Origin of the sequence: Bacillus sp. EKM501B (genome assembly GCF_011800505.1) — a bacterium.
GTDB classification, from domain to species: Bacteria; Bacillota; Bacilli; order Bacillales; family Bacillaceae_G; genus Bacillus_A; species Bacillus_A cereus.
Genome location: NZ_JAALFZ010000004.1, coordinates 1 through 25,963, shown reverse-complemented (window position 1 = coordinate 25,963; position 25,963 = coordinate 1). Strand labels below are relative to the sequence as shown.

The following is a 25,963-nucleotide window of genomic DNA, read 5'->3' as shown; positions in this document are numbered from 1 at the left end:
ATATAATCGTATTTATAGTGCAAACTGAAGAAACTTGGAATCAATTTAAGAAAGAAACGCGATAAGTAAAAAACTACAAAAGCGACTTATTCAAAATAAAAACATACATATCAGAATACAGTCAAAAAAGGATTGAATATACAATTTCAATCCTTTTTTATATTATCAACACTTTAGCACATATTACTCTTAAGGAGTGATATGTATATGGATTTTCTTTCACCTGAATATTTGTCTGCCTTGCTTGCCATTATTGTAATCGATTTAGTGTTAGCCGGAGATAATGCCATCGTAATTGGATTAGCAGCAAGAAGATTACCGAAAGACCAACAAAAGAAAGTTATCATTTGGGGAACCATTGGAGCAATTGCTATTAGGGCTCTCGCTACCTTAGTTGTCGTTTGGTTATTAAAAATACCTGGATTACTCCTAATTGGTGGTGTACTTCTTATTTGGATCGCTTACAAGCTGATCGCTGAGGGCAAAAATCATGATATTAAAGCCGAAGAAGGATTTTGGTCTGCTATTAAAACCATTATTATCGCTGATGCGTTAATGGGCATTGATAATGTACTCGCTGTTGCAGGAGCTGCCCATGGTAACTTTTCTTTAGTAATCATCGGACTATTAGTGTCTATTCCAGTAGTCGTATGGGGCAGCACATTAATTTTAAAATGGGTGGATCGTTTTCCTGTCATCATTACGATCGGAGCAGCCGTTTTAGCTTATACTGCCGCGAAAATGATTGTAGATGAGAAATGGTTCGCTGGATTTTTCGAAAGTAACCCTTTCGTTAAATGGGCATTTATCATTATTATCATCGTCGGTCTAGTTTTCTTCGGAAAGGCAAAACAAAAAGCAACAGCTGGTTTTGTCTCATAATGATGGTATATTTACAAATAAAAGGCGCTATTCATATGAATAGCGCCTTTTATTATTTATTTAGCTTCCCCTTCCGGAGTCGTTTTTACCTTCGTTTTGTTTTTATCACGGTTGTTATAGTTATACTTCGAACGATCTACTGGAGTGAATCCTTCCGGTGTGTAGAATCGTAATAAGTCACCATTTACGACTTGGTCAGAGTATTTTAGTGAGTTTTGAACCATTTGTTCATTTTTCTTTATTTCATCTGTAAATTCTACAGGTTTTCCAGTAGTTGTATCATAGTATTTGCCGTTTAGTGCAGTAACTGTTGGGCTTACGTAGTTACCGTTACGGAACGCAACGACTTGTTTATGATCTGGTGATAATAAATCAGAACCGAATTGAACATAATTCTTTGTATCTGTACCTAGTAAGTGTAATAGCGTTGGAAGAACGTCAATTTCACCACCGTATTGATGTTGTACGCCACCTTTCACTCCTGGTACACGAACGATTAATGGTACACGTTGTAACTGTGCATTTTCAAATGAGTTCATTTCTTTACCCATTACTTTTGACATTGCTGCATTATGATTATCTGAAATACCGTAATGGTCTCCGTACATAACAATAATTGAGTTATCATATAAACCAGATTGTTTCAAGTAATCGATGAAGCCTTTTACAGATTCATCTAAATAGCGTGCTGTTTGGAAGTACGTATCTACTGATGAATCACCTGTTGTTGCTGGTTCAATCGTTGCTTCTGCCTTATCAATTGGATAAGGGAAATGGTTCGATAACGTAATAAACTTTGTATAGAACGGTTGTTTCAACGTTTGTAATAACGGAATAGATTCATTAAAGAACGGTTTATCTTTTAATCCGTAGTTTACTACGTCTTTTTCATTCATATCGTAGTATGACGCATCAAAGAATTTATTAAAACCAAATGATTTATAAATATCGTCACGGTTCCAGAATGTTTTGTAGTTACCGTGGAATACTGCTGATGTGTATCCTTGTTGTCCTAAAATAGCTGGTGCTGATTGATACGTATTATGAGATTTCGTTGTAAAGACAGAACCTTGCGGTAAGCCAAACATTGAATTCTCTAACATAAACTCCGCATCTGATGTTTTCCCTTGTCCTGTTTGATGGAAGAAGTTATCAAAGTATAGTGTATTCGCATCTTTTGTAAATGAGTTTAAGAACGGTGTAACTTCTTGACCATTTAATTTGTAATCAATTAAGAAGTTTTGGAATGACTCTAAATGAATGTAAATTACGTTCATTCCCTTTCCTTTACCGAAATACTCAGGATTTGGACTTGCATAAGTTGATGTTAAATAATTTCGTACTTCTGTCATATTATCGCCATCCGCTAATGCTCGTTCTGTCGATGCTTTCGCACTTTGAATTCCATCATAAATTGTGTAGTTGTATGCACCTAAATATTTCACAATATAATTACGGTCAAACGTTCTTGTTAATAATTCAGGACGGTCAGACTCTGCAAGACCTAAGTTAACACTGAATAATAAAATACCTACTACAAATACTAGAGATAATTTATGCTTCGCAACACGAATTGGTTTTGGATTTGCAAATTTTGTTGCGACTAACACAATTAATATAATCGTGTCTAAGAAGTATAATGGATCATAAAGATGTAACAACGCAAGAATACTACCACCTAAATCTCCAAAGTTATTCGTTTGTGTTAATGTCGGGAACGTAATAAAGTCACTGAAAAAGCGATAGTATACTACGTTTGCGTATAAAAGAATCGACAATAACAAATTAATGATAATTAACCAAATATAAGATCGTTTCCCTTTTGCAAATAATGCAAGTCCTAAAAATAGAACTGCTGAACTAAGCGGGTTAAAAAACAGCAAGAATTTTTGGATTGTGTTTGAAATTCCTAAATTGAATTCCGTTACATAAGCTGCATATGTTTTGAGCCACAATAAAATAACGGCAAACAGAAAGAATCCAAAATGATTGCTTAACACACTTTTGCTCTTTAATAAGAACTGTTTCATTTCTCCACCTCTTTTGATCATCCAAGGCTTATTTTTTATAAGTCTGTCTCTCTATTCAAATTTTCTTCTTCAAATAGATTATCTTTATTTAACTATATGAAGAATATTAGTAATTATAATTTGAAGCTAGTATTTATTCAACTATTTCTTTCTAGACATTTTGACCTTGGTTTCTATTTAACAAAATAAATTTGTAACATTTCCTGTTTTCTCCCAAGATTCATCCACTAATTATGACACCCCATACTATATACCTTTATAAACTCATTCGCAAACTATTCTATCTCCAAATTTGGTACATATTTCACATGACAAAATAATACGATTTGATTATATTACTCCACTTACATTTCCCTTCTTCAACTAACTCTTTAAATCTAAAAGTCATTACATCCCTTCCATACATGAAAGAATTCTCCTGTTCATTAATATTATATTTGAATAATTATTCATTTGACCGACCAGCGATGTTACGTTTTCTCGACAAAAAAACTCGCTCTAAAAAGAACGAGTTTTTTCATTATATATTATTGACCTTTGTACATTGCATCTACTTGTTTTTGAAGTTCCTCATTTTCTAAGAACTCATCATAAGTAGCCTCTTTATCGATTACACCGTTTGGTGTTACTTCGATAATGCGGTTTGCAATTGTTTGCACGAACTGATGGTCATGAGATGTGAATAAGATTGTACCTTTGAATGCAATTAAACCGTTGTTTAATGCTGTGATTGACTCAAGGTCTAAGTGGTTCGTTGGATCGTCAAGTGTGATTACGTTCGCACCACTTAACATCATTTTAGATAACATACAACGAACTTTTTCGCCTCCAGATAATACAGAAACGTTCTTCTTAACTTCTTCACCTGAGAATAACATACGGCCTAAGAAACCACGTAAGAAGCTTTCAGACTCATCTTGTGGAGAGAATTGACGTAACCATTCAACTAAGTTGTAATCACTGTTCTCAAAGTACTTAGAGTTATCTCTTGGGAAGTAAGATTGAGAGGTTGTAACACCCCATTTGAATGAACCGCTATCCGGCTCCATTTCACCCATAAGAATTTTAAATAATGTTGTCATCGCAATATCGTTACGGCCGATAAATGCAACTTTATCACCTTTATTTAAAGTGAAGTACACATTATCTAACACTTTTTCACCATCAATTGTTTTAGAAAGACCTTCAACAGTTAATAAGTCATTTCCTACTTCACGCTCAGGTGTGAAGCCAACGAATGGGTAACGACGTGATGACGGTCTAATATCATCTAATGTAATTTTGTCTAATAATTTTTTACGAGAAGTTGCTTGTTTCGCTTTAGAAGCGTTTGAACTAAAGCGTGCAATGAAGTTTTGTAACTCTTTTACTTTCTCTTCTTTTTTCTTATTAGCATCTTGTGTTAATTTTAAAGCTAATTGGCTTGACTCATACCAGAAGTCATAGTTACCAACATAAAGTTGAATTTTACCGAAATCAAGGTCAGCCATGTGCGTACATACTTTATTTAAGAAGTGACGGTCATGGGATACTACGATAACTGTGTTTTCAAAGTTCATTAAGAAATTTTCTAACCATTGAATCGCTTTTAAGTCCAAGTGGTTGGTAGGCTCATCTAATAATAGAATATCAGGTTGACCGAATAAAGCTTGAGCAAGTAATACTTTTACTTTCTCTGCCCCAGTTAATTCTGACAATTTCTTATCATGAAGATCTTCACCAATACCTAAACCTTTAAGAAGAATTGCAGCTTCTGACTCAGCTTCCCAACCGTTAAGCTCAGCGAACTCACCTTCAAGTTCAGCAGCGCGCATTCCATCTTCATCACTAAAGTCTTCTTTCATGTAAATAGCATTTTTCTCTTGCATTACTTTGTAAAGTTGCGTGTGACCCATAATTACTGTTTCTAATACTGGGAACTCTTCATATTCGAAGTGGTTCTGTTTTAATACTGCTAGACGCTCACCTGGCGTAATATGTATGTCACCTGTTGATGGTTCAATTTCTCCAGATAAAATCTTTAGAAATGTAGATTTACCAGCACCGTTTGCTCCGATCAAACCGTAGCAGTTACCTGGCGTGAATTTTATGTTAACATCTTCAAATAATTTGCGATCCGCGAAACGCAAACTAACGTTACTTACTGTAATCATTTGTGTCCTCCTACTAATACCGCTTATTTCAGCGTTTTCTCACCGATTGTCTTAAAAAATCGCATATTACGACTCAATTATTGTAGACTATAGCTATTATATAGTAGAAGCTGGATGAATAGCAACGGTTGATTACCTTTCTACAATGAAATCGGATAGTTTTTGTCCATTCCCCTAGCTATTGTATGTATATCATCGACCTCTTTCTCATATAACCTTTCACTGCTCATTCTGTAATATATCGGATTCATTTTCATCTGAAATATTATATACCGAAAAAACTGTAGAGAAATCATTCCCTACAGTCTCTTCTTATTTCGTATTTATTATTTTCTCTTTGTAACTCTTCATTTTACTCGTTAACCCTATTAACGCCGGTAATAATATCGGCATCACAATTAAAGCTAATAGAAGAAGTGCAACGCCAACTACTGATGCAACTTGTATAAGTGTTAATACACCTGATGGAATTAATGCTGCAAATGTCCCGCCTAAAATTAGCGCCGCTGATAATACAACTCCTCCTATATGACGAGATGCAGTTACAATTTTCGTTACCGAATCCCCTTCTATCTCGTTATAGCGCATCATTACGAAAATACTATAATCCACTCCTAAAGCGACAATCATAATGAAGCTAAAGAATGGAACATTCCAGCTTAATGAATCTACATGTAATACATGTGCACTAATTTGTTCGCTTATACCGAGTGATGCGAAGTACGCTAATAGTAATGAGCCAATAATAAATATTGTGTTTAGTAATGAGCGTGTAATTACGATTAATACAATCGCAATTCCAATTAACATAATTGTAGCTGTACGTAAGAAATCTTGCCCTGTTACTTCTTTTAAATCAACGTTTCTAGCTGTTGTTCCGCCAATTGCTGTTTTCGCATCATGTAATTCCGTTCCCTTTACAGTGCCATCGATTGTTTTATTGATTTCTTGAATAATTGGCATCGCTTCTTTTGAATACGGATTTACATCTAAAATGATAGTCATTTTAGCAATTTTTCTATCCTGTGACATGTACGTGTTCAATGCTTTTTGGAAATCCTCTCCCTCTAGCACTTCTTTTGGAATATAAAACTTCTCAGAGCTCTTCGATTCATTGAGCTCCCCTAAATATTTTTGTGCGTCATGCAGGCCATTACTTACTTTTCCAAGCCCTTCTGTACTTTTAGATAAACCGGATTGTAATTGCCCCATCTTTTCTTGCAGGTCTTTAAGGCCCGTTAAAAGTTGTCCTTGCCCATCGTTTATTTTCGTTAATCCAGATTGTAACTCAACTGATTTATTTGCAATTTGTTTTGAACCTGAAGAACCTTCATTTAATCCATTTTTAAGATCGGCTGCTCCCTTTTGTAACTTATTAACTCCATTGCTCATTTCTTTTAAGCCGTTATCCACTTTCAGTAACGATTGATTCGCTTCTTTAAATGAACTCATCGCCGTTTTGTGCTGTGTTGCTAATTGATTTAATTCATTTGAAAGTACGCTTAATTTCTTTTGAGCCTCTTTAGCAATTCCTATCGTTTGTTGTATGTTTGGATCATTCGCTAATTCTGGTTTCGTTTGAACGAAATTGGTCATTAACATTTCAATTTGTTCATATCCCTTTTTCGCACCATCAATCGCTTGAAAAATACTTCCGAAGAATTGATCGTAAGAGTTTAAACCTTTTTCTAACTGTGCATAACCAGCATGCAGCTGCGACGTTGCATTAGATAGAACATTTATATTTTCGTTTACTGAAGCTAAACCACTCTCAATTTGCTGTGCTCCTTGTGCACCGTCGTTTATGCCATTTGATAATTGATGTAAAGCTGTTCCTAATGCTGATACCCCGTTTTTCGCCTCGTTCGTTCCATCAATTAATTTTTGAACATTCGCAAGACTATTTGAATCATTACTTCCCATTTTATTTTTCGCATCTGTTAATCCATCATTAATTTCCTTTATGCCACCATCGGCATCTCCTAATCCTGTATTCAATTCTCCCGCTTGCTTATTTAAATATAATTCTTTTATCTTCTCACCAGTTGGACGTGTTGGTGCATATACTTCTGACACACCTTTAACTTTCGAAATTTTATCAGTTAATTCGTCTAAAATTTGTAGAGAAGTTCCTTCATCCAGCTTTTTATCAGATTGAATGACTAATGTACTCGGTGAAGAGAAACCAGGCGGAAAATGATCCTCTATTACGTTAATACCCATCTTGGATTCATACTTATTATCCACTTCAAATAAATCATTGTAATTAAGTGTATTAGAGTATTTTAATACGGAAGGAATCGATATTACGAATACGATGATTAAAGCGACAAATGGCCTTGCTACTGAGTTTTTCGCAAAGAATCCCCATAAGCGACTATCCTCATGACCTTTAAATGTTTTAACTGGATAAAACATTCCTTTTCCTAAAAGCACCATGAAAAATGGATTTAAAGTCGTTAATACGAGTAATAATACTAAAACACCAATTGCTACCGCTGAAGTCGATTGATATAATTTAAAACTTGCTAAAGCAAGTGATGCAAAACCAATTAGCACCGCTATTCCGCTATATAATACAGTTTTACCTGCTGATTTGAATGTTTCTTTCGTAGCTAAAAATGCATTTTCTTGTTTACTTAATTCTTCTTTAAACCTCGTATATAATAAAATGTTATAATCTGTTCCTACCCCAAACAGGACGACGACTACGAACACTTGTGTAAAGTTTGAGAATGGAAAATTAAATTGATCTACAAGCTGGGCAATAATCCCCATTGAAACTAAATACGATATACCAACTGTAAGAAGAGAAACAATTGGAACAACTGGTGAACGGAATACGAGGATTAATACTACAAGAATGAAAATGATTGAAATAACTTCTGTCTTTTTCACTCCCTCTTGAGAGGATTTAAGAAAATCACCCGCTATTAAGTCACTTCCTGTTAAATACGTTTTTACCCCTTTCGTTTGCACTTTTTCATGAAGATTATTTGAAACTTTTGATATTTCACCATGTTTTTTATCTATCGATATTTGCGTTAAAATAGTCGTATTATCTTTAGAAACTAATTGTTTCTCCAAGTCTTTATTGTCTAAATGTGAAACAACTTCCTTAATTCCTAATTGCTCTTTTTCATTTTGCAGGGCGTTGATTGTTTTTGTTATTTCCTTTTTTTGTTCATCTGTTAAAGCTGCCTTATTGCCACTATTAAAAACGGCTATAATTTCATACTTTTCAACCCCTTCTTTATCCATCTCTTTCATCATCTTGTCAGCAATACTGCTTTGCTTTGTATTAGGGATTGTAATTTTCCCTTTTTCTTTCACTAATTGATCCATATTAGGCATCGTTACGACCATTGTAATAGTAATAACTATCCATAATAGAAAAGATAAACTTCTCCAACTTTTTAACTTGCTCATTTGAATCATCTCCCGTTTTGAAAGTTTCACGTTAGTAACGGAATGAACGTTCATTCCTATTGTTCTATTACATTATTTTGTAAATTCTATTAAACTAGTCTTTCCGGAATGAATGTTCATTCCCTTAGTTACACAAACATCCTTTCCTACTCTCATTTTTTAAATCTATTTAGGAATGAATATTCATTCCTTTCCTTATAAAGCTATAGAATCAAATGATTCTAATAGCGTTCCAAGAGCTTTCTTCTAATTCTTTTACTAACTCTTTCGAGTATTCTAATTGCCCTGTTGCAATTACTTTCGTTAATTTTTCTAGCGGTTGATATACAATAATAATTAAAGCAACTGGAGGCAATGGACGAAGAAAACCTTTTGCGATTCCATCTTCAATAATATTCATAAAGAAGCCTATAAAATCATCAAATATTTTCTTACTCTGTTCATCAAGAAAATAACTATCACAGTGAGAATTTGTAAATAAAAAAGCATCTACATTGTTTCTCGCAAATTCAAATAAACGGTTGTACGTATGACTAAACTGTTCACGAATATTTGCTTCAACAGGAAAATCCGTTTTTATTATTTCAGAAAGCTGTAACATACTTTTTGAAAATAATGAGTTAACAAGTGCCTCTTTATTTTCAAAATAGCGATAAATAGTACCCGCACCGACTTTTGCCTTTTCAGCGATCATTGGAATTGTCGTACCATCGTAACCACGCTCTGCAAAAAGTTGCATCGCAGCATCAAAAATATCCTCTTGTTTGTTTTTAGCCATTTTTTCCACCTCTATTTCCAGGAATGAAAATTCATTCCGTTTTTAATTATAAATTACATGGATTAAAAGTCAAGTGCGTGACAAAGTATAGTTACGTTTTAGTGAAAAAATTATATCAACGATTATTAGAATATATCAGCGCAAGTCTAATTATATCAGCGATTTTCAGAATATATCGGCGCATCTCCAATTATATCAGCGATTTTCAGGATATATCGACTTACCGACAACCAAAGAGAAAGCTGTCCCAAAAATTGTTTTTGGGCAGCCCAATTTTCTATTGAAAACTTAAAAGAAATCATAAATAAATGCTTCTCGTACCGGAACTATTTTCTCAAACGCTTGTATTTCCTCTTCACTTCCGCTAATTAATTCTAATTCATTCAGTTGTAACGGACGTTTATAGCCGAACATTATTGTAGATAACTCGTTTATATCCAGTTTGATGCCTTTATCTATTGTTTTTTCTTTTATTATTGTTATTTCATGATTTGCAAGTCTCACTGTTATGTTATTCCACGGAGCAAATGCGTCTGTAATGTTTAGGATCACTTCTTGCTGTACATTGCTCCAATTCAACTCATATTGTTTTAAGAACTGCTCTACATCTACAATTCTTCCCATAAAATATGGTTTTATTTCTGTCTTCACGCGCGGCTCTTGCAATGAATATAATAACGGTTCGCTTTCACTTACTGTCATTTCAATTTCTTTAATCATAGAATCATGCTGACAAATAAAGTTCCACAGACCATTTCGTGCTTCATTATGCAGTGGTACAAATTCTTCTACTGTCATTTTATAGTTTTCTATTTTGTATAACATGTAACCTGCTGCCTTTTTATTTTCATCATAGTAAATCGCTAATGTTAAATCATCATAAACCGCTTGTAACCACCAGTTCTTCTCTCGAACTAACATACATGAAAAACGTTCTGCAAATGCTTCATAGAGCTTCTCGACTTCTTCTGGATGATTTTCTTTATTAAAACGTTTCACAGTACCATTTACTTGTTTTTTCATCACTAAATCGCTCTTACTTATATGACATTTGAGTAGATTCGCACAAAGTTCCCAGCCGTATTTACGGTAAAACGAAACAGCAAATGGATGTAACATAGAGACTGTAAAGCCATCTTTTTTCATTGTTTGAAGTGAATGTTGAAGTAGCTCTTTTACATACCCACTTCTTCTGTACTCTGGATACGTCGCTACTCCTGCAACGCCACCCATTTTAAATTTTTCTTTACCTATGTAAATATGAAACGGGATGAGGTGTAGTTTTGCAGCTAAGTCTTCCCCTTCCATAATGCCGTATATTTCATGACTTTCCTTCATTTTTGTAAGTTGCTGCTGTAATCGTTCCTCATCTACTTTATATTGAAAAGCGTATTCTGATAAACGTAATGCTTCTCTAAACTTATCTTCTTTTAATTGTATGACATTCATATAATTCTCCTCCATTCTCTGTTTGAATTGTATCATAATTCTTACTATTATAGTTCGATAAGTGAAATTACAAGGACGTTTTAACAAAAAAAGCAGATACATCACGTATCTGCTTTCCACCCTTTTTATTTAGCTAACTTTTGAAGTTCGTCAAAGAATGTAGGATATGATACACCTACTGCTTCTGCATCTTCAATAATTGTTTTTCCTTCTGCCAAACAGCCAGCAATTGCAAGCATCATTCCGATACGGTGATCACCATAACTATTTACTGTATTGCCTTTTAGAGCTGATTTTCCGTAAATGATCATACCGTCATCAGTTGCTTCTATGCGAGCTCCTAGTTTCGTTAACTCAGCAACGACTGTATCAATACGGTTTGTTTCTTTTACTTTTAATTCGTATGCATCTTTAATTACTGTAATTCCTTCTGCTTGCGTTGCCGCTAATGCGATTACAGGAATCTCATCGATTAATCTAGGGATAATATCTCCGCCAATTTCAATTCCTTTTAATGAAGATGTTTCGATTGTAATATTTGCAGCTGGTTCTGATGCCTCTTCGTTAATTAGATCTACAGTGAACGTAGCACCCATTTTTTCTAAAACATCAATAATACCTGTACGGGTTGGATTCATTCCTACATTTTGTAATACTAGTTTACTATTTGGGATGATTGCACCTGCTACTAAGAAAAACGCTGCTGATGATACGTCACCTGGCACTTGAATGTCTGTTGCTGTTAATTTTTGTCCACCTGACAGCTTCACTGTTTTCCCTTCGCGAGTTACTTTAACACCAAATGCTTCGAGCATTCTTTCCGTATGGTCGCGTGAAATATGTGGTTCTGTAACAGCTGTTACACCTTCTGCACGAAGACCTGCAAGTAAAATAGCCGACTTTACTTGTGCACTTGCAACAGGAGAAATATATTCAATTGCTTTTAAATCGCCGCCACGTATTGTTAACGGTGTAAATGTTCCTTCTTCTCGGCCGTCTATGTTTGCGCCCATTTGTTTTAATGGGTTTGTTACACGCTTCATCGGTCTTTTTGCGATAGATTCATCACCTTGTACGCAAGAGAAAAATGGTGTGTTAGCTAATATACCTGACATTAATCGGATTGTTGTACCAGAATTACCAACATCTAATACAGCTTTCGGTTCTTGTAAACCTTCTAATCCTTTACCAACTACAGTAACCTCATCACCGTTTTGCGTAATTTCTACTCCCATTTCTTTAAAACATGAAATCGTACTTAAACAGTCTGCACCGGGCAAGAAACCTTTAATTGTTGTTTTCCCTTCTGCAATAGAACCGAACATAACAGCACGGTGTGAAATGGATTTATCACCTGGGATTGTAATGTTGCCATTCAATCCGTTATTAACAGGTTGTATTGTTCTTTCTTTCACGTTTTTCACCTTCTCATTTAAATTGTTTCATAAGTTTGGTATTCTTCTTCTCCAAGCGCTAGCTTTGCTTTCATACGATCTTCTTCCCTTTGGAAGCTAATACGTAATACCCCAAGCAGTCCTTCACGCGCTTCTAATATTTGCAAGTTCGTAATACTAATTTCCTCGCGCGCTAAAATACTCGTAATATGAGCCAATGCCCCCACCTTATCTAATACATCGACGTATAAGTCGTGATAGGCAGGAATTGCCCCTCTCTTTCTTACTGGTAAAGAATCACGGTATTCTTTCGCATCTGCAAAATAGTTTTGAATCTCGCCTGCATCTCCGGTAGAAACTGTTTTATATAAATCTTCCATTTCAGAGATCCACTCTTTTAATAATACCATTAAATGCTCTCGATTTTGCTTTACAATATCACTCCACATTTTTGGACTACTAGATGCGATACGTGTAATGTCTTTGAAACCTCCAGCAGCTAGTTGATGAATGAGCGGATTATCTCCTGCATGTTTCTCAACTTGCTTTACTAAACCTGCTGCGATAAGGTGCGGAAAATGACTAACGATCCCTGTTACATAATCATGTTCTTCCGTATTTAAAACAAGAAAATGTGACCCTGTTCCTTTTAACCATACTTTAAGGTCTTCCACTTGTTTATTTGGCACGTGATTCATCGGTGTTAAAATGTAAAATGCATTTTCAAATAAATGTGCCTTTGCACTTTCAACTCCCGTTTTATGAGAACCCGCCATCGGATGTCCACCAATGAAAGAAACATCCTTTGAAAATAAAGCTTCCGCTTCGTTCATAATAGACCCTTTTGTACTACCAACATCAGTCACTATAACATCTTCTCGTAAACGGAATGACGCAAGTTTGTGTAATAGCTTCTTCGTTTCTTCAACTGGAGAAGCAAAAACAATTAAATGTGCCTCTTCACATGCACGCTGTAAATCAACTCCTATTTCATCTACTACGTGTAATTCTTTTGCACGCTCTACTTGCTCTTTAAATATATCGTACCCTGTTATCGTTACATCGTGCTCTTTCTTAATTGCTAATGCGAGAGAGCCTCCTATTAAACCTGTTCCAATTAATACTACCTTTTTACGCATTTGCCTCATCTCGAGACTTATTTTTTTTATTTTCAAAGTGTTGTTTTAACACTGAAATCACCCCTTCATTTTGCTCCCTTGTTCCAACTGTAATACGGACACCATTCGGGAACGGACGAATAATAAATCCTGCATGTGCACAAGCTTCATAAATCTCTCCAGCATTATCTACCGGTAAGAAGATGAAATTAGTTTGTGACGAATAAAATGGTATACCGTTTTCCTTACAGAAACTCTCGTATTGCTGTAACCCTTCTGTATTCATGTGAACTATTTCTTTAATAAACTCGTCATCACCAAAAGCAATCGTCGCTGCTTTTTGCGCTAATGAAGATACGTTAAATGGTAAACGTACGACATTTAATTTCTCAATTAGCTCTTCCTGTCCGATCGCATATCCAACGCGGAAAGAAGCTAATCCGTATGCTTTAGAAAACGTTCTAAGTACAAGAATGTTTTTATGTTTTTCTAAAAGCGGTAATGTCTCAGGGACATCTTTTGCTGTTACGTATTCATAGTACGCTTCATCAATGACAATTAACGTATTTTCACTAATGTCTTCAATAAATTGAGTTAATTTTTGCTCATTCACATATGTGCCCGTCGGGTTGTTCGGATTACAAATCCATACGATTTTCGTATTATTATTTACCGCTGACGAAATTTCGTCTAAATCGTATACACCTTTATTTAAAGGAATTTCTTTCACTTCACAGCCTTCAATAATCGCATGATGGCGGTACTGCGGGAATGTTGCACCTGCTGTTACAATGTTATCTCCCGCTCGTAATACGGCGCGGCTTATCATTTGAATGATTTCATCTAAACCACTACCACAAAGTACTTGTTCCATTTGCACATGCAACTTATCTGCGATTGTTTGACGGAGCGTTGTAGCACCTCCGTCAGGATATAAAGCATGTTCCAACCAAGAGTTTTGCAACTCTTCTAAAACTCTCGGTGAACAACCAAATGGATTTTCATTCGATGCTAATTTCACAAACAAATGATCTCCGTACACTTCTTTCATTTGTTCTGGTGATTTACCTGGTTTATATGGTTGTAATGATGATAGTTGATCTTTTACTTGCACGTTAAACCCACCTTTTTATTAAAATTCTTTTGCGTAGTTATTGTGTTGCATAATGTTTTGTTTTAATAATTCCATACGATCTTTTCCGAATTGTTCGACTAGTGCATCTGCAAGTTCCCATGCCACAACAGATTCAGCTACTACACCCGCTGCTGGTACTGCGCAACTATCAGATCTTTCAATACTCGCTTGGAATGCTTCTTTCGTATCAATATCAACGCTTGCTAACGGTTTGTATAAAGTAGGAATTGGCTTCATCACGCCTCTTACGATAATTGGCATACCTGTTGTCATACCACCTTCTAAACCGCCGGCATTATTCGTTTTTCTCGTGTATCCTTTTTTTTCATCCCACAGAATTTCATCATGCACTTTGCTTCCTGGTTGTCGTGCCGCTTCAAAACCTACGCCGATTTCAGCACCTTTAAATGCATTTATACTCATAATTGCACCAGCAAGTTTTGCATCTAATTTACGATCGTAATGAACGTAACTACCAACGCCAATCGGCATACCTTCTGCAATGACTTCCACAATACCACCGATTGAATCTCCACTACTTTTTGCGTTGTCAATCGCATTCATCATTTCTTGCTCTACTTCTTTATCTAAACATCGAACTGGTGAGTTTTCAGTAATTGTTTGAATTTCTTCAATTGATAAGTTTGAAATATGTTTTGCTTTTACTCCACCAATTTCAAGAACATGTCCTGCAATTCCCACGCCTAATTCGCTTAAAATTTGTTTTGCAACTGCACCAGCAGCTACACGAACTGTCGTTTCTCTTGCAGATGACCGCTCTAATACGTTTCTTATATCACGATGACCATATTTAATTGCTCCATTTAAATCTGCATGTCCGGGACGTGGTTTTGTAATTGTACGTTTCATGTCTTTACTTTCTTTTTCCGAAATTGGCTCTGCACCCATTACTTTCGTCCAATGTTTGAAATCATCATTTTTTACAATTAACGTAATCGGTGATCCAAGTGTCATCCCGTGACGAACACCACTTACAATTTCAACTGTATCTGTTTCAATTTGCATACGTCTTCCGCGTCCATGACCTTTTTGTCTTCTTAATAATTCTTTATTAATATGTTCCGCCGTAAGTGTCAAACCTGCTGGTACACCTTCTAAAATAACTGTTAACTGCGGTCCATGTGATTCTCCAGCTGTAATGTATCTCATTTCTCTTGCCCCTTTACTATTTTTTTGTACAAAAAAGTCCCTACTGAGCGCTCAGTAGGGACGATGTTTATCGCGGTACCACCCTAGTTGTAGACTTCTTTCGTCTACCTCTCTTCTTCTTTAACGATCATTCGACCGTCTTACCCTCCAAAAGTTGTCGGGAAAGATGCTCCAAGGCTGTAATTCATGCTTACCTTTGTACTGATTCACACCGACCATCAGCTCTCTTTAACAGTGAGATAAGCACTACTGTTTCCTCTTCAATGCATATATGATATGGAATTAAGATAATTTATTTTTGAAACCTTTTAACTCATCCATGAATCTATGGAATTCTGGAATGTCCATTTGTTGTGCAGAATCTGATAATGCAACTGCTGGATCTGGATGAACTTCAGCCATTACTGCATCTGCGCCAATTGCAAGTGCCGCTTTCGCTGTTGGTAATAATAAATCTCTGCGTCCAGTTGAATGTGTTACATCAACGATAACTGGTAAATGTGTTTCTTTCTTTAAAATTGGTACTGCAGAAATGTCTAATGTGTTACGTGTTGCTCTTTCGTATGTGCGGATACCGCGCTCACAAAGAATAATTTGATCGTTACCTTGCGCAATGATGTATTCCGCTGCGTTAATGAACTCATCAATTGTTGCTGCTAATCCACGTTTTAATAATACTGGTTTGTTAACTTTACCTACAGCTCGTAATAAATCGAAGTTTTGCATGTTACGTGCGCCAACTTGAATTACATCAACGTAGTCTAATGCCATTTCAACATCGTTCGGATTTAAAATTTCACTAATAATTGCTAAGTCAAACTCGTCTGCTACTTGACGTAAAATTTGAAGTCCTTCTACTCCTAAACCTTGGAAATCATATGGAGAAGTTCTCGGTTTGAATGCACCACCGCGCATTAATTTTAAGCCTTGGTCTTTCATCGCTTGCCCTACTTGACGAACTTGTTCTAAACTTTCTACTGCACAAGGTCCCATGATGAACGTTTGTGTTCCGTTTCCAATCAATTCACCTTTTACATCAACAATTGTATTTTCTTGTTTCTTTTTACGTGATACTAGTAACGCTTTACGGTTATCATCTTCTTGTAACTCTAAGCTTGCTTTGAAAATCGTTTTGAAAATATGTTGAACTGTTGATGTTTCGAATGGTCCTTCGTTATGCTCTGCAATCATATCAAGTACTTCACGCTCACGTACTGGATCAAAGCGTTTCGTGCCTTGTACTTGCTTTTGCTCTCCAATTTTTTGAACAATTTCACCACGTTTGTTTAAAAGGTGTAATAGTTGTAAGTTAATTTCATCTACCTGTTTACGTAATTGATCTAATTCATGATTTGCCATTTGGAAATCCTCCTCTAATGTTTTAAAAGTATAGTAAGAGAATAAAAAATTCTCTATTTTCTGAACTGACTAATTATACAAATTTATAGTGGAATCGATACCTCTTCTTATTTTAAACTAATAATTCGTACAAAGACATGAACTACTAGTTAAAAACCCACTTTTTTGTACAAAAAAGCCCTACTGATTCAATCAGTAGGGACGATATTTATCGCGGTACCACCCTAGTTGTAGACTTCTTTCGTCTACCTCTCTTCATTGTTAACGATCATCTGACCGTCTTTCCCTTCATAAAGACAATACTATCTTTACTACGAAAAAGATGCTCCAGGACTGTAATTCGCTCTTGTTTATGTACTGGTTTGCACCAACCACCAGCTCTCTGTTACAGGGAAACAACAACTACTGCTTTTCCTTTCAATGCATGACTATTTAATTTTCAAGTTGAACCACTAAAATACAAAAAGTCCCTACTGAATAAATCAGTAGGGACGATATTTATCGCGGTACCACCCTAGTTGTAGACTAACTTTCCGTCTACCTCTCTTCACTGTTAACGATCAATTGACCGCTTTTTCCTCATAAAGACAAACTATCTTTATTACGAAAAAGATGCTCCAAGACTGTAATTCATGATTATCCCTGTACTGGTTCACACCAACCACCAGCTCTCTGTTACAGTAAGACTAACCACTACTGTGATCTCTTCATTGCACTTTGTTTATTCAAATGTTTTTGAAATTGAATAAGTATGATTCGTATTATAGAACGCTTTTCAAAACACTGTCAACAACTTTTTATATATTTTTTTAAATTCCACTTTCGTCCTATAATTTTTTTTGTAAATCACCCATTACAATTCCTATGCGAATTATTTCATTTTCTAGTAAATGTAAAACATATTCCTCTACTTCATACTGAACTAATAATTCTTTTATTTGTATGATTTCTTTTTCAAATAAAACGGCTTCGTGACATGTTTGTAGTAAAATAAAAAACACATTTGCAAACATTTCTTTATGCGCTTTCATACTTTCTTTTTTATGAAGCATTTCAATCAATAACCGCTTCATTTCCTCACCTGTACATTTACCATGTACACTTGAAAATGCACGAGACATAATACATAATCCTTTTTCTAATATTTCATCCATGTATAAAATAATACGTAAAAGCATCACATATTCTCTCGCAGTTATCTCACCCATTTTTGGTCGTTCTCGCAAAAATACACTGAGCCAAGCTGTCCAAAACTTTTGTTGTTCTTTTACACTTAATGTTTTGACGTAATAGCATAAAAACTGCATAAACTTAATTTTATTTTCTTCATTTTCTAGTATGAGTAACGGGTATAACCAATTTGTTTTTTGCTCCCAATATAGTACACATTTAATAAATACAAAGCTAAGCCACTTCAAGAAAGCTTCTCTCGTATGCGGATGTAACACTTCCAAATGTTCTATCGCATACTTAATAAATCGCTTCATTTCTGTAAATAAAGGTAAATTTATTTGCGTGTAACATAAGCCGGCCCATGCATATTCCGTAATCTCGTTTTGTTTTTTTAAATCTAAGTATGGTAACAAATATTTTCGGCACCATTGTTTTTCAATATGATATAGAAATGTAATATCTGCTATTAAACGAGCAAACATAAAGTTTGTTCGTTCCGAATTAACTCTTACTTGTTCTTCAAATAAAAATAAATATTCATATACATTACGATCGTATAAATGATCATATGATAACAACTTTAATAATACAGCCGTCATTTTTCCAACTGGATGCTGAATTGATTCATTATAAAAATCTTGTTTCCCAAGCTTAAAGTCTGTATCACTCTTCATAACTTGAGGGAACACTGAAAAAGCAAATCGTTTTACAACACGTATACTATTCTCTTCTAACTCTTCTAGTCGATTACTAATTTCATATAGAAAACTACTAATTAACCAATGAAAAGCAGTATTTCTAACAAATTTCTGCAATAGCGGAATAATTTTTTGGATTTGCTCATTCGTCAATCCTCGATTATTTCGCCATTCTCTAATACAAACAAACCATACTTCATTACTTATTTCTTGCACTCCTACTAATTGGTATGCAAATGAAATACTCCACTCTGTGTTTAATTTACATGCTTTTGATAACATCTCTAAAAAATGGCGTTGTTCAAAAACACCATCTTGCGAAAATTGCTGAACTTGCTTCATAATTTCAACATCTTTCAGCTGCAATAATCCGTCAGCAGTTACATTACAAGTAATGCTTTCTGCTGTATCCTCTTTCTTTTGTACACTGTATCGTTCAGAATGAAAATGAGGATGCTTTTGCTTCATTAACTCATACCCATTTGCCGTAGATGGGCTATTTGAATCACACTTGAATAATAAGTCTAATACGAGATATGCATCAAATACCCTCTCTTCTGTAAGATGCTTTATTACAGTTCGAGTGACTTCTTCTTTTGTTTTTTCTAAACAATATGCATAATGCCTTTTTAAAAGTTGAAAAACTTCGTGTTTATAAGTGAAATCTAAAAGAAGTCCTTCATGTAACAACCATTTCATTTTGTCATCTACACGAACAAAAATATTTTTATTCATCGCATCAATTGCAATTCGCTTTTGAAGTACACTATTTGCTTCTATCATTTCTGTAATATAATAATCCGCTTTTTTCTCATTGTTTTCGCATAAATAAGTTAGACACTCTTTTACAATTCGTATTAAAAATGCAAGATCATTTTGATGAAACTCTTTCTCTACATTTTCCTTATTTCTTTTTTTCAGTGCCGTTTGTCTTAACGACAACATTCTCAATTTTTCTAATCCAATCATCATAATTGGAACAGCATAATAAGCGATATATGGCCTCATCTTTTCGTTCCAAATTTGCTCCACATGAGAAAATGTAGATACTGGTAAGCGACTCGATTCCTCGAGTTCTATTGATTCTTGCGTATCATTCCCCCATTTTCTTACACGTTTCAACTTCAGTTTTCCGTCTAAAATAAAAGTTAGTAACAATAAGGCAATTTCTTTATGCTCAGGAAAAGAACATTTTTGCAGTAACTTAGAAATCTTTTCTATAGAGCTACTATCTTTTTCAGCTGTTTCTAATAAAAGGAGTGTCCACCTTGCAAACAACAGCGGGTCCATCTTACTCTTCGTTTCGTTTAAGTAGTTACAAATTGTTCTCCATAATAACGGTGATATTTTAGAATAGTTTTTATAAATTAATTGAAATAATTCTTTCTGATGACTAAAAAGAAATTGTTCCACTAACCATTCTGCAAGTAATTCATCTACTTCATTATAGTTTGGCGTAAGCATAAACAAATTTTGTAATTTACCTTCTGCTTCTAACCATTCGACCCATTCATAATCATGAGCAAATTCCACAAAGTAACGTACTGTTTCAATTTTTTTAATCGATTGCTTTATGTATGATAATTGTTCCTGTTCTACTGACGGGGGAACCGTTACAATATCCCGAATACGCATTCTTTTCGTAATATAATTATCACCCATTAATTCAGCCCAGCGTTTTACTGCTTTTACGAGGGGTTGATGGTTATTCCCCTTATTCGGATACACAATTGGTCTTATCCCTAAATGTTCCCAATGGTACGTATTTTCTCCTTGTGCGACAAAAGCAAATCGTCTTGTACTTGGTGGTAAACCAGTTGCTAAATATTTCATTACTGGGTCATTATGACTATATCCAATGAATAAAACGGTGTAATTTGAGAATAGATCAACTAAAAATCTTCTCGCCCACCCTTCCGTTAAGTAAGCCCTTCCAAAATCACCATCTGTTAAAATTAAAGCCTCTTTCTCCTGTTCTACATTACCATGTATATAAGCAAGACCTTTAAAAGCTCTCCCAGTCGGTAAAGCTGGAGCGTAATAAACATTGATATCTCTATTTATTTCTTTAATTGCTGTTGTAAAATGTTGATCAAAATTTGTTGTTACAATGCGGATATCTGTATCTAAAGGAAATAGCCTTGGAATTGCATAATGCAATGGATTCGGTTTTGATTTCTCTATATGAACAAGATCTCTTGCGACTTGATGTACATCTTTTGTTTTCGCAATTTTACCAAGATAATAATCATGTGGTTCTGTTATTTCACGTTTTTCGACATATAACGTTTTTGCAATTTCATCAACTAAATCATCAAAATTCGGTAAGTTTGATTTCCCTTTCATAGAAACTCCCGCTCCAACAAATAATACTAACTTTCCTTGCTCAAGGTGATCAATTAACTCATCTGGAATTTCTACTTCTGAAGTAATCCACATCCTGGATTCCCCCTTACCTAAAAATGTCATACACTCTCATTTTACTATAACATTTTTTCGTTGTTTTTATAATATTTAGACTAAATTCCGAACATGAAAAAGTTTTATGTAAATAAATCCGTTACAATGTATGAACTCCAGAATTTATTGAAAAACTATGTATAAATCGGAGGTGTAAATTTTGAATGATTTCACAGTAGTGCTTATCAAGTTTATATCGTGCATTATCGCATTTAGCATTGGGCTTGCTTTATTTTTCCCTGCAACGTTTGTTCAAATTATTTCATTCAGTCTCTTTGTTACAATCGTATCCTACATGTTCGTTGATAAAATCATTTTAAATCGAATTGGCAATACTGGTGCCATTATGTCGGATTTCTTATTAACATATTTAAGCGTATGGATTTTCGGTAATATTTTATTAGACAACTATATGCAAATTGCATGGGGCAGTATCCTTTCTGCCATCGTCTTCACTTTATCTGAAGTAATCGTTCATCGCTTCTCTAACTCTCATACAAGGCACAACAATGATAACATTCGTATTAATCGCCGCTTTGCATATGGTACAGAGTTTGCTGAAGAACAAAATATATTGGATAAAGATAAAAAAAAGTAACGTTTTAATGCAGGAGCGCCCTTTTTAATTATGTGGTGCTCCTTTTTTTATTTTTTCATTATGGTACGTGAAATTATATAAGTGATTATTTCAAAATACCGACCTACTAACAATATTTGACGCTATTTTTTCTAATAAAAAACTGCCTCTTATTTAGAGGCAGCCACTTTTAAGTCTTTTACTGCAACAACATCCGCAAACGCTCCCAATACTGCGTTATGATGTTTCACAATATCTTCAGCACGTAACACTTCTGTATTAAATGTACTATGTGCATCACTCACTAACGTTACTTTATATCCTTCACTACATGCTCTGCGCGTTGTCGTATCTACACAATACTCTGTTTGCATTCCCGAAAGAATAACGTGTTCAATTCCTTTCTCTTGTAACACTTCGCTTAAGTTTGTATTATGGAATGAATCTGGAGTCGTCTTTTCAACTATATGATCTCCTTCTTGCGGAGCGATGGCCGCATGGATTCGCCATCCATCCGTACCTTTTTCTAACGGATGATCTTTAGGACCGTTATGTTGGATATAAATAACTGGAATATCATTTGAACGACATTCCCTAATAAGCTCTTGCAATGTTTGTAAAAACTTTCCCCCATTATGTACTGGCATTCCAGCTGTATACATACCCGCTTGCACATCAATTACGATTAATGCTTTTTTCATTTCACACATCCCCCTTTGTTTGTATAAGCCATTATTATTGTTTATATTCCATCATCCAACAATCTTCTAATTTCCCCTCATGCAACTCATGTTCCTTTAAAATCTTTACTTTTTTAAATCCACTTTTTTCATAACACTTTATTGCTCGTTCATTATTTACTTTCGGATCCATTGCAATTGCTTCTGCTCCCATTTCACCCATAATATATGTAATTGCTGCCTGAACGAGTTTTGTTCCAATTCCCTTTCCCCAATAGGCTGGTTCACCGATAAATTGGTCCATACCCCATACATTTTGTGATTCTTTATAGCCATATAACGCTTTCCACTCTGAATCCACTGGGTACATTTGTATGTAACCAATCGGAATGTTATCAAATTCTATTAAACATCTTTTTTCATTACTGTTTGGACTATGTATAAAATGATCAAGCACCTTTTCTACAGATTGCGGATTATCTCGTCCTTCGTAATACCGCAGGACTGCTGGGTCCATTAACCATTTAGAAATGATAGATGCATCATCTTCCATTACGTATCTAATCAATAAACCTTCTTTTTGAAAAAGCATATTCTACCTCTATTATTCCTTTATATTTTTTCTTGCTGTTACATCTTTCATTGCACCTACTAATGCATATGGTAGTAATGTAATCGCAAAAAATGCTGTAAATACGTTAAATTGCGGGATTGTATAGAGTGTGAACCATTCAGTGAAAAATTGAGAATTTAATATTCTATTAAAAAACTCTCCGCCTGGCCTAAAGTTTGGTACCCACCCAGTTATTTCACACAAAATAAACAGTAACTGAACAATAAAAAATGCCCCTAGATAACGAAACTTACCCCCCTCCTTAAATATCCATCATATTGATTATACACTTTCCTCACTTTATTTGTTAAAATTTTCTATATAATTAATACTGTTGGGGGAATACATTATGTCTAATCCTATATTTACATCCACTTTAATCATTCTTAGAGGAAACTCCGCAAGTGGTAAAACAACGATTGCAAAACAACTACAAGAACATTTCGGACAAGGGACACTTTTAGTATCACAGGATGTTGTACGTAGAGATATGCTTAGAGTACACGACACAATGGGTAATTTATCACATGATTTACTATTTGAAATTACGAAGTACGGAAAAGGAAAATGTGAATTTGTTATTTTAGAAGGTATATTGAACAGTCATAGGTATGGTGAGATGTTAGAAGAATTAATTCGTTATTTTGATGAAAATGCATTTGCATATTACTTTGATTTATCATTAGAGGAAACTATTAGACGACATAACACAAGGGACAAACGACACGAATTTGGTGAAGATTCCCTACAAAAATGGTATAATCCGCACGATACTATTAAGGTTGCCAGAGAAACTATTTTTACAGATAACTTTACGCAAAAAGATATATTTGATGCAATTCTTAATGATGTTGCGATCAAAAAACAAGCCTAACATATTATGTTAGGCTTGTTATGTATTTTGTATTTCAGTTTTTATAATTGAACAATCTATACATAAATAATAGTATATATTCATTTCCCCAAACTGGAAATTAACTACTGAAATAAGTCCACGTTCCTCAATATCTTGAGTAATTGTAGCAACATATTTCATCTCTTTCGCACAAGTTGGACACGCCAAATCCTTTGGAAGATCATCATATAACGGTACCCCTAATAATCTACATACATATTCAGAACCGAACAAGTCAAAAGCTTCCCAGTAACTATCTTCATCTGTAGGTATATCTTCATTTTTCATATTTATAAGCTTTACCGTTGTTTTTGGTAATAAAACTGGTAACTTATATTCCTCTTCCATTATCCATTCTTCTGTATTTTGCTGCTGTATGATTTGAACAGTTTTCCCTCCATCACTTAACTGAAAATATTGCGGTTCCCATACCATCGCGCAGTTTAAACATGAAACGAATGGTAAAATATTTAGTTCATTACTTTTAAGTTCAGCAAGTCTCCCATCTTTTAAATCAAAACAGAGAATTTGATGCATCTTTTCACCGCATAACTTACATACTGGCAAATTACAATCTTGACCGCCAAAATAATGATTATATGAACCTCTTCCTTCAATTACTCTATACCCTTTCCTTTCTTTGCAATGTGCACCATATAATTCTGTTGTCATATTCTATCCTCGCCTTTTATAAGAATGATTCACAAAATGATAATAATTAAGACTAAAAAACATCGTCTTCCTGAATAGTTTCCATAATAAATTCTTTTAAACTCGGAGATATTTCTTCCATTTCGTCATCCGCGTGATACCAAATGTATATTTCATCATCCATTTTTCCATTATTTATTTTAAAGCACAATTTATCCCCTGAACCATCGTCACCAATTATGATAAGGTTTTCTGGCATATACTCATCTCTCATGTCAACATTTTGTCTAACTATATCATCCCAAGTTTTCGTTACATTTCTATTATCTTTAATCGGATATAGTATCCATTCCCCTATTTCAGCATTATTAACTAATTTAATAAGATCCCTATATTGATTTGGGAAAGCAGCACCTAACTTTTCTTCAGTTTCTTTTATTTGCAGCTCCAATACACCTTGTTTCTTTGTTTCAATATATTCTCTTACTTCTTTCATGAAATACACCTATCCTTTGAACTTAATTACACTATTATGAGTGAAAGTGTTTAGTAAACGATTTGATCCAATTTATACATTTCATTATACGTTAATCCTTCGTTTTCAACATACTACTCTTCTCTACTTCTCAATAAACTTCTGTTCTACTTCCTTACCTCATTCTTAATAGTTTTATTTTCTAAACATCATACAATTTTTATGTTTTGTTACAGGTTTAGTAATAAGCCATTTAAAAATCCTATTATCCTTCTACTAAAAAAATAAAAGCCAGCCTCAATAAAGAGAACTGACTTCTATTTGGATAATTATTGTTACTATAAAATTTTCACTTTAACAGTTTGTCTTCCCCAATTCATAGCTTTACTTTTTGAACCCATTAAAACATCAATACGATTACCTTTAATTGCACTTCCAGTATCACCAGCAATAGCTTCTCCATAGCCTTCTACCCATACTTTAGATCCTAATGGGATTACTTTCGGGTCAACTGCGATAATTCTCATATTCGGATTTGCCGTTAAATCATGCCCCATCGCAGTTAAAACGCGTCCACCATATGTACCATTTTCACTTGGATCAGCAGTATACGCTGTCGCTACTACCGTTAATTCACGTTTAGCAGACTGTATGTTGTTTTTAGATGCTTCTTTCGCTCTCTCTTCTTCTTTAGCTTTTGCTATTTCTCTTGCTTTTTCTTCTTCTTTAGTTTTTGCTATTTCTCTTGCCTTCTCTTCTTCTTTAGCTTTTGCTATTTCTCTTGCCTTCTCTTCTTCTTTAGCTTTTGCTATTTCTCTTGCTTTTTCTTCTTCTTTAGCTTTTG

The 25,963-nt window shown here is 34.6% G+C and carries 20 protein-coding genes and 3 other annotated features; of the genes, 3 read left to right on the top strand and 17 right to left on the bottom strand.

Features of this window, described 5'->3' with window-relative positions; all coding sequences use genetic code 11:
- Positions 1 to 207 precede the first annotated feature (207 nt).
- Positions 208 to 882, top strand: a complete 675-nt coding sequence (locus HFD78_RS10985) for a TerC family protein (protein WP_097814011.1) — start codon at positions 208 to 210, stop codon at positions 880 to 882.
- 56 nt (positions 883 to 938) lie between these two features.
- Here the strand turns inward: HFD78_RS10985 and ltaS are convergent, their stop codons facing one another.
- The 11 genes from ltaS to HFD78_RS10930 all read right to left on the bottom strand — a co-directional run bounded on the left by ltaS (position 939) and on the right by HFD78_RS10930 (position 21,207).
- A complete protein-coding gene (ltaS, locus tag HFD78_RS10980) occupies positions 939 to 2,912 on the bottom strand; it encodes a lipoteichoic acid synthase (protein ID WP_000808774.1) in 1,974 nt (657 codons plus the stop codon).
- A gap of 527 nt (positions 2,913 to 3,439) precedes the next feature.
- Complete coding sequence (locus HFD78_RS10975; RefSeq protein ID WP_000633864.1) at positions 3,440 to 5,065, bottom strand: ABC-F family ATP-binding cassette domain-containing protein; 1,626 nt, start codon at positions 5,063 to 5,065, stop codon at positions 3,440 to 3,442.
- A 312-nt stretch (positions 5,066 to 5,377) separates the two neighbouring features.
- Entirely contained in the window at positions 5,378 to 8,494 is a 3,117-nt protein-coding gene (locus tag HFD78_RS10970) for an MMPL family transporter (protein ID WP_191968074.1), read from the bottom strand.
- A 211-nt stretch (positions 8,495 to 8,705) separates the two neighbouring features.
- Positions 8,706 to 9,272 (bottom strand): TetR/AcrR family transcriptional regulator, encoded by a 567-nt coding sequence (locus tag HFD78_RS10965; RefSeq protein ID WP_001107303.1) that lies wholly within the window; start codon positions 9,270 to 9,272, stop codon positions 8,706 to 8,708.
- A gap of 288 nt (positions 9,273 to 9,560) precedes the next feature.
- Positions 9,561 to 10,721: a GNAT family N-acetyltransferase gene (locus HFD78_RS10960; RefSeq protein WP_001100916.1), complete on the bottom strand. Its 1,161-nt coding sequence runs from the start codon at positions 10,719 to 10,721 to the stop codon at positions 9,561 to 9,563.
- A gap of 125 nt (positions 10,722 to 10,846) precedes the next feature.
- Positions 10,847 to 12,136 (bottom strand): 3-phosphoshikimate 1-carboxyvinyltransferase, encoded by a 1,290-nt coding sequence (aroA, locus tag HFD78_RS10955; RefSeq protein WP_097814010.1) that lies wholly within the window; start codon positions 12,134 to 12,136, stop codon positions 10,847 to 10,849.
- A 17-nt stretch (positions 12,137 to 12,153) separates the two neighbouring features.
- Entirely contained in the window at positions 12,154 to 13,254 is a 1,101-nt protein-coding gene (gene tyrA, locus HFD78_RS10950; protein ID WP_001228131.1) for a prephenate dehydrogenase, read from the bottom strand.
- The gene (gene hisC, locus HFD78_RS10945; RefSeq protein ID WP_097814009.1) at positions 13,247 to 14,347 is read right to left on the bottom strand and encodes a histidinol-phosphate transaminase; all 1,101 of its coding nucleotides are present in this window, start codon (positions 14,345 to 14,347) and stop codon (positions 13,247 to 13,249) included. Before hisC ends, tyrA begins: the two co-directional genes overlap by 8 nt.
- Positions 14,348 to 14,365: 18 nt before the next feature.
- The gene (gene aroC, locus HFD78_RS10940; protein WP_001269429.1) at positions 14,366 to 15,538 is read right to left on the bottom strand and encodes a chorismate synthase; all 1,173 of its coding nucleotides are present in this window, start codon (positions 15,536 to 15,538) and stop codon (positions 14,366 to 14,368) included.
- Positions 15,539 to 15,591: 53 nt separating this feature from the next.
- Positions 15,592 to 15,811: a binding site (T-box leader), on the bottom strand.
- A gap of 9 nt (positions 15,812 to 15,820) precedes the next feature.
- Positions 15,821 to 16,897: a bifunctional 3-deoxy-7-phosphoheptulonate synthase/chorismate mutase gene (locus tag HFD78_RS10935; RefSeq protein ID WP_001273575.1), complete on the bottom strand. Its 1,077-nt coding sequence runs from the start codon at positions 16,895 to 16,897 to the stop codon at positions 15,821 to 15,823.
- 194 nt (positions 16,898 to 17,091) lie between these two features.
- Positions 17,092 to 17,327, bottom strand: a binding site (T-box leader).
- A 54-nt stretch (positions 17,328 to 17,381) separates the two neighbouring features.
- Positions 17,382 to 17,617 (bottom strand) — a binding site (T-box leader).
- 107 nt (positions 17,618 to 17,724) lie between these two features.
- Complete coding sequence (locus tag HFD78_RS10930) at positions 17,725 to 21,207, bottom strand: DUF4020 domain-containing protein (protein ID WP_000265205.1); 3,483 nt, start codon at positions 21,205 to 21,207, stop codon at positions 17,725 to 17,727.
- Positions 21,208 to 21,388: 181 nt separating this feature from the next.
- Here HFD78_RS10930 and HFD78_RS10925 point away from each other — a divergent pair, with 181 nt between their 5' ends.
- The gene (locus HFD78_RS10925) at positions 21,389 to 21,826 is read left to right on the top strand and encodes a YndM family protein (protein WP_000997702.1); all 438 of its coding nucleotides are present in this window, start codon (positions 21,389 to 21,391) and stop codon (positions 21,824 to 21,826) included.
- A 149-nt stretch (positions 21,827 to 21,975) separates the two neighbouring features.
- Here HFD78_RS10925 and HFD78_RS10920 read toward each other — a convergent pair whose 3' ends face one another.
- Genes HFD78_RS10920 through HFD78_RS10910 form a run of 3 tightly spaced genes read right to left on the bottom strand, consistent with a single transcriptional unit; the run spans position 21,976 to position 23,368 of the window.
- Positions 21,976 to 22,506: a cysteine hydrolase family protein gene (locus tag HFD78_RS10920; RefSeq protein WP_000709536.1), complete on the bottom strand. Its 531-nt coding sequence runs from the start codon at positions 22,504 to 22,506 to the stop codon at positions 21,976 to 21,978.
- A 34-nt stretch (positions 22,507 to 22,540) separates the two neighbouring features.
- Positions 22,541 to 23,077 carry a GNAT family N-acetyltransferase gene (locus HFD78_RS10915; RefSeq protein WP_000898764.1) on the bottom strand — a complete coding sequence of 179 codons (537 nt, stop codon included), beginning with the start codon at positions 23,075 to 23,077 and terminating at the stop codon, positions 22,541 to 22,543.
- 12 nt (positions 23,078 to 23,089) lie between these two features.
- On the bottom strand, positions 23,090 to 23,368 hold the full coding sequence (locus HFD78_RS10910) for a YfzA family protein (protein WP_033667163.1): 279 nt from the start codon (positions 23,366 to 23,368) through the stop codon (positions 23,090 to 23,092).
- Between the two features lie 79 nt (positions 23,369 to 23,447).
- Between HFD78_RS10910 and HFD78_RS10905 the strand changes: the two genes are divergently transcribed.
- Positions 23,448 to 23,972 (top strand): kinase, encoded by a 525-nt coding sequence (locus HFD78_RS10905; RefSeq protein ID WP_000070080.1) that lies wholly within the window; start codon positions 23,448 to 23,450, stop codon positions 23,970 to 23,972.
- Between the two features lie 18 nt (positions 23,973 to 23,990).
- Here the strand turns inward: HFD78_RS10905 and HFD78_RS10900 are convergent, their stop codons facing one another.
- From HFD78_RS10900 to HFD78_RS10890, 3 genes are all read right to left on the bottom strand, one after another.
- Positions 23,991 to 24,665: a hypothetical protein gene (locus HFD78_RS10900; protein WP_000206086.1), complete on the bottom strand. Its 675-nt coding sequence runs from the start codon at positions 24,663 to 24,665 to the stop codon at positions 23,991 to 23,993.
- A gap of 52 nt (positions 24,666 to 24,717) precedes the next feature.
- Positions 24,718 to 25,140: an SMI1/KNR4 family protein gene (locus HFD78_RS10895; protein WP_000665936.1), complete on the bottom strand. Its 423-nt coding sequence runs from the start codon at positions 25,138 to 25,140 to the stop codon at positions 24,718 to 24,720.
- Positions 25,141 to 25,457: 317 nt separating this feature from the next.
- Positions 25,458 to 25,963, bottom strand: a 506-nt coding sequence (locus tag HFD78_RS10890; RefSeq protein WP_238797727.1) for a 3D domain-containing protein, incomplete at its 5' end; no start/stop codon positions are given.